Origin of the sequence: Pseudomonas edaphica (genome assembly GCF_005863185.1) — a bacterium.
Lineage (GTDB): Bacteria > Pseudomonadota > Gammaproteobacteria > Pseudomonadales > Pseudomonadaceae > Aquipseudomonas > Aquipseudomonas edaphica.
In genome coordinates, this window is the sequence record NZ_VBVZ01000486.1 from 1 (window position 1) to 4,857 (window position 4,857).

Here is a 4,857-nt window from a genome sequence, read left to right on the forward strand (position 1 = left end):
TTTCTAGCATCAGGATCGTTAGCTTGCTTGGCTAGCGTAGAAGCCAGAGAATAGGCACTTGCATAGTCATCACGGTTATAGGCCGCCCGCGCGTCATCTATATTTGCCGCGTGCGCGACTGAAAGAAACAGGGCACAGCAGGCAGCCATCAGCCGCTTATTGAACTGGGATTTTTTGTTTGTAGCAAGCTCTTGATTCATGTGTATTCCATATCAATTCGTAGTCTTGAAACGCTGGCCATCCCAAGACATAGGGCGTCAGGTACTTTTGCTCGGCCAGTGTCGTATAGGAAACATCTTTCGCCCCCCCTCCAATGTTCAGATTGATTGTGGCCTGGGTGATGGTTCGGGGAGAGGTACCACTCACATCGGTCATTATTTTGCTTTGCTGATCATTCCCCGCTGAACCGACCTTGGCTTCGCCACCACTTAAGTAGTAAAGATTACCGGTATCAAGGGAAGCAGCGGTTTGTTGACCGTCCACATTAGCGAGCACATATAAAAACTGAGTTTGTCGTGAATAAGAGCTGCCTAGAAATACGCTGCCCACGCACTGTTTTTCAAGTGCCTCTATTTCCGCCGGGGTTACGTTCAGTGTGATATGCTCACTTCCAACAATGACATTGTCGAAGCCAGACATCAGGTCCAAACCAAACAAACTGAGCGACCCGCCCACTACAACCAGAACGTTCCTGAGTTCAATGCCCGAAAGGTTAATCTCCCTGATCAAGCCGTACTGGGCATTCACCGATTGCCGGCTGTAATAACTATTGATTTCCACCGGCAACTTAATCAATTCAACGCCATATCGGAGGGCATCAGACTCGCTGATAACTGTCACGCTCGCGCCCGTATCAAACAAGACCTTTGCCGCGTGGCCATTGACTTCAACTTCAAGCAAAGGGTCGGTAGCGCTTTTGAGATAATCATTTTCTTCACTACTTAATACTATTTGAGTGCGCTTCAATAAGCCGGCTTGCCGATCGCCCACACGTTTGAGCGTATCGACATCCAACTGAGCAATAAACTGTTCGGCTCGGCGACGCTGTTCAGCAGTCATGGACGCCAGGACCTGCGCATAAGCCGCGAAGTGCCCATCATTCAAGTGATTACCGAGCAGTATGAGTTTGCAGGCGGTCGCCGTATTTTCCACATTGAGGACTGCGCAATCAGCAAGGCTGACTTGCGTCGCGGGCTTCTTGGACTGGGCCCTGGCCAGAACGGCGGAAAGCAGCGTATTAGCGTCTATTCTTGATGCTTCCAGACCGCGTAATGGAATAGAACTCGGGGCATACAGTTTGGCTTGTATGTCCTGCAACTCGACAGCACTCACTGGGTTCGACAGCAAGAGTGCGACCACGCATAGAGTGAGGCTATTGCGGCACATTCTTTAGTCCAAATGATCGCTCGAGCCTTTTAATTTCGTCTTCCGACAGCAGCGGCTTCGGTGGCACGGTGAACGCCTTTTCCGGCGACGGCAGCGGGTTGACCAGAGTGGTCTTTTTTACTTTTGATGCAATTTCTCCGCTGCTCACGGGGTACAAGGCCTCATCCAAACACTTATCCCGCATAGTCTGGCTGGACAAGCCATAGCAACCCTTTCCATTTGACAGTGCCCTGGCTTCACAGGTACTGCGGCCATCAGGATCCTCCTGCTCCACACAGCTCAAAGAACCGAATGCGTGGCCTAGCACACTGGCCGGGTCAGCAGCATGAGCGACGGTGTAAAACAGCAACGGCGCCAAGGCGAATAAGGTATTTTTCATATTCGGTCACTCATAGAAAGTGTGCCAATCAAGGCACACTTTTTAACTTAGAACTTAACAGTTACACCTACTCCCCCCGACAGCTCGCCTCCCGAAGCAGAGCCGCCTACGGTGACGCTGGTATTACCCGAAGTCCAGGTCGGTCCTGTGTAACCGCCATTTGATCCCAACCACTCAAACTCTCCTGGGTCCCAATCAGTAACAGGCTCAACCGTCGTCTGGCCGCCCGATACAAGCGCCAATTCTTTTTCCGTCAGTACACGCATTTGATAACTCCCTGGTGACGGAAAGAGCCTTCCATGACCCGCCCGTTGGTTATTTGCCCTGATGGGCGCCTCAACTCCCTCTGAGGAAATAAACCTAGTGCCCGGCCATAAAGCCAATGATGTCGCAATGGAAGCGCACCCAATCATCCCACTCACCAAATAGCTCAGCCTGCCGGATACGCAATACATGAGCGCCGGGCGAACAGTTATAAAAGTCATATAAGGGAATGTAGTTTTGCGATGTACGCCCCATCAGGGCATTGAACAACACGCGTGCCAACCGCCCATTACCATCCAAGAATGGATGACAATTCATCAACCCTACGGTAGCAACGGATGCACCCAATAAGTCTTGGCGACTGCTCGGTAAATCGGCCATATACTTCCAAAGCGCCATAAGTGCCGCTGGTATATCAGATGGCTGAACAAACTCTACTGTGCAGCCACGCTTATCAGGCCTGACACCCACTCGCGTCGCTCTGATTGTCACAATGGTGCCTGTGAGTGCGCAGGCAGCGGCTTCCAACATTTTACAAATCGTCGAGTACTTCAGAGTGACCAGAGACTGTTCAAGTGCTGATGAAAACACCTCAACATACTGTTGTTCAGTAGGCGTTCTATTGCTCAAGGGCTCCAACGCATTATTCGTTGCATAATGCTCGAACAGCGGATGTTGGAAGCACCGCGATTTACTTTCGCGCGCCAACACAACCGATACCGATCCGGGCGAAACAGGCCATGGCTTATGCTTATACATCTCAAGCCTAGCCTGAGCGTTAAACACCGATTTAACCGTTTCCTCAGTCAGCACCGCTCCAACTGGATAAATCAGGGACTTTCTAAAATGTGCTTTTACTTTTGCCATGACAAAATCCATTTCATTTCCGCCCCTGTGCCTCATGCACAAATAACGCTTGCGACAACGCCACTTGGAAATAGCTATTTCCTCAGGAACGATCACGCTACCAACGAAATGTGACATTTTGCCAAAATCCGTGTGAAGCTTTTATTGATCCGTTACTTTGTTAGCCTCCCCGGTTTAACACGTTGCGCCCTTCAGCAGACACGTAATACATTGTCCACTCCCGCAGCCCCACCCAATTAAAACAAAAACAGTCTTCACCTCACACAGCGTCTTTTATTAAATGGGAAAATTCAGAATGACCCACACCGACTTAGACTCGATTTTTTCACAGCATTACGCCAACGCCAAGACCCTGGAGTTCCCAGCGTTCATAGGCAATAAGTCCACCTGCAACCCAATCAATTCAACACCTTATATAACGTCCCTTTCACGCTTTTTTGCAGAGCCTAAAGATCCTAAAAGGCGCTTGCTCTGCGCACGGCTTAAGGCTGCTATAGCAGAGTTGGCGATGGCTGATATCAGCGTTGAAATCATACTGATAGGTGGAAGTTTTCTGGACTCAACAGTCATCCCAGGCGATTTGGATTGCGTACTGTTCTACTCGATGAACGCCGAAACAAGCGTGCTTGACCTTCAACAATGGCAACGGCAGATGAAAGCGCAGGACCTGGATGCCAGATTGATCCCCATGGATACTCACCCACTCATCATGTGGAAATCCGCGTTGTTTTTTTCGGTGCTGTATACCCAGAGGAAAAATGGCGACGGCGTACCGACCGGTTTGATTCTACTCGACTGTAAGCACTGAGAACGCACCCGAGCTATTTTAAATAAACTGTAACTCCCATCGCACATTTCAGAAATATAAATGTATTTAAATCTCAATAGCCCGCCCTCAAAAGCAGGTTTAGTCGCTCGTACCGTGCATACTTAATCTTAAACGTTCAACTTGACTGCACATAAAATACCTGCGATCAGACACGATGAAAATCTATAAAACGGAGTGAACAATGCGAGAATTGACAGCGAAAGAACTTTTGCTCGTTTCAGGCAGTTCCAACACCGACCCGATATCACATGACCCAGGCCCTCATCCTGATGACGGTTCGGCCCATGACCCCGACGATGTGCATTCTCCAGAGTCATGGACGATGTAATTAACACTGCCCGGCTCACCGCGTGAGCCGGGTGACAACGTTCTCTACAGTTATCCAATTCAAAACTCTTTTGCGGAGGGCATCGGCGTGGGTGCCCGTTTAAAATTCGCCATCACATCCCACGCCGCCAAGTGTGCTGATTTAGTGCGCAAGGAATATAAACATAGCTCTGCCCCCAATTGATTTTTCATCGAAGGTGGCGGCTTCATACCCTGAATCAGAAAGGCGACAACTTCGTCAGGCGCAGGAAAATAAGCGGATGATTTCAGTATTGAAGGACTCACCAGGCTTGTGACCAGCCGGCATGCCGTTATAGCCTCCTCGTCCACCTGTTCTCTACTCGCGGAGCCTGCGTTCACCAGGCTGCTGGAAATACTCAAAACCACAAACGCCAACCCTAACGATTTCAATAGCAGGCTCCTTATCCTTAGCAGCGATCAACAGTACTCTAATACACTATTGTGACTGTTCTTCAGGCGCTAAACCGCCGCCGTAGAAGGCTCCAACTGCCGCTGCGCCAACCAGATCTCCTCCTGCAACCACCGCCCGAACACCTGCAACTGCGGCATATCCGTCTGCTCCGGCCGGGTCACCAGCCAATAGGACTGATGCCCTTCCACATGCACATTCAGCACCTGCGTCAACTGCCCACTGGCCAGTTCCGCTGCGACCATGTGCCAGTCGGCAATGGTAATCCCCAACCCATCCGTTGCCGCCCGAATCGCCAGGTCCAGCAAGTCGAATTCATAGCCGCCCTGGGTATCCACCCCATGAATCCGCGCCGCGTCCAGCCAATGCTTCCAC

Annotated in this window: 8 protein-coding genes; 1 reads left to right on the plus strand and 7 read right to left on the minus strand. The window is 50.5% G+C overall.

The window, feature by feature from the left end:
• The 5 genes from FEM54_RS34395 to FEM54_RS24815 form a co-directional block, all read right to left on the minus strand.
• Positions 1 to 200, minus strand: a 200-nt coding sequence (locus tag FEM54_RS34395; protein ID WP_205894427.1) for a hypothetical protein, incomplete at its 3' end; no start/stop codon positions are given.
• Positions 157 to 1,386, minus strand: a complete 1,230-nt coding sequence (locus FEM54_RS24800; protein WP_138453462.1) for a retropepsin-like aspartic protease — start codon at positions 1,384 to 1,386, stop codon at positions 157 to 159. The genes FEM54_RS34395 and FEM54_RS24800, both read right to left, overlap by 44 nt.
• Positions 1,373 to 1,765, minus strand: a complete 393-nt coding sequence (locus tag FEM54_RS24805; protein WP_138453463.1) for a hypothetical protein — start codon at positions 1,763 to 1,765, stop codon at positions 1,373 to 1,375. The genes FEM54_RS24800 and FEM54_RS24805 overlap by 14 nt, the downstream gene beginning before the upstream one ends.
• Before the next feature lie 47 nt (positions 1,766 to 1,812).
• On the minus strand, positions 1,813 to 2,031 hold the full coding sequence (locus FEM54_RS24810; RefSeq protein ID WP_138453464.1) for a bacteriocin: 219 nt from the start codon (positions 2,029 to 2,031) through the stop codon (positions 1,813 to 1,815).
• 94 nt (positions 2,032 to 2,125) lie between these two features.
• Positions 2,126 to 3,013, minus strand: coding sequence for a Fic family protein (locus FEM54_RS24815; protein WP_138453465.1), 888 nt, complete (start codon positions 3,011 to 3,013; stop codon positions 2,126 to 2,128).
• 178 nt (positions 3,014 to 3,191) lie between these two features.
• Between FEM54_RS24815 and FEM54_RS24820 the strand changes: the two genes are divergently transcribed.
• A complete protein-coding gene (locus FEM54_RS24820) occupies positions 3,192 to 3,704 on the plus strand; it encodes a DUF6932 family protein (RefSeq protein ID WP_138453466.1) in 513 nt (170 codons plus the stop codon).
• A gap of 408 nt (positions 3,705 to 4,112) precedes the next feature.
• Here FEM54_RS24820 and FEM54_RS24825 read toward each other — a convergent pair whose 3' ends face one another.
• On the minus strand, positions 4,113 to 4,463 hold the full coding sequence (locus FEM54_RS24825; protein WP_138453467.1) for a hypothetical protein: 351 nt from the start codon (positions 4,461 to 4,463) through the stop codon (positions 4,113 to 4,115).
• 69 nt (positions 4,464 to 4,532) lie between these two features.
• On the minus strand, positions 4,533 to 4,857 hold a 325-nt coding region (locus FEM54_RS24830; protein ID WP_240792798.1), incomplete at its 5' end, for a LysR substrate-binding domain-containing protein.

Excerpts from the sequence above, each read along its gene's own strand:
- FEM54_RS24805 (WP_138453463.1), bottom strand. The coding sequence starts at position 1,765 with ATGAAAAATACCTTATTCGCCTTGGCGCCGTTGCTGTTTTACACCGTC.
- FEM54_RS24810 (WP_138453464.1), bottom strand. The coding sequence starts at position 2,031 with ATGCGTGTACTGACGGAAAAAGAATTGGCGCTTGTATCGGGCGGCCAG.
- FEM54_RS24820 (WP_138453466.1), top strand. The coding sequence starts at position 3,192 with ATGACCCACACCGACTTAGACTCGATTTTTTCACAGCATTACGCCAAC.
- FEM54_RS24800 (WP_138453462.1), bottom strand. The coding sequence starts at position 1,386 with ATGTGCCGCAATAGCCTCACTCTATGCGTGGTCGCACTCTTGCTGTCG.
- FEM54_RS24815 (WP_138453465.1), bottom strand. The coding sequence starts at position 3,013 with ATGTCACATTTCGTTGGTAGCGTGATCGTTCCTGAGGAAATAGCTATT.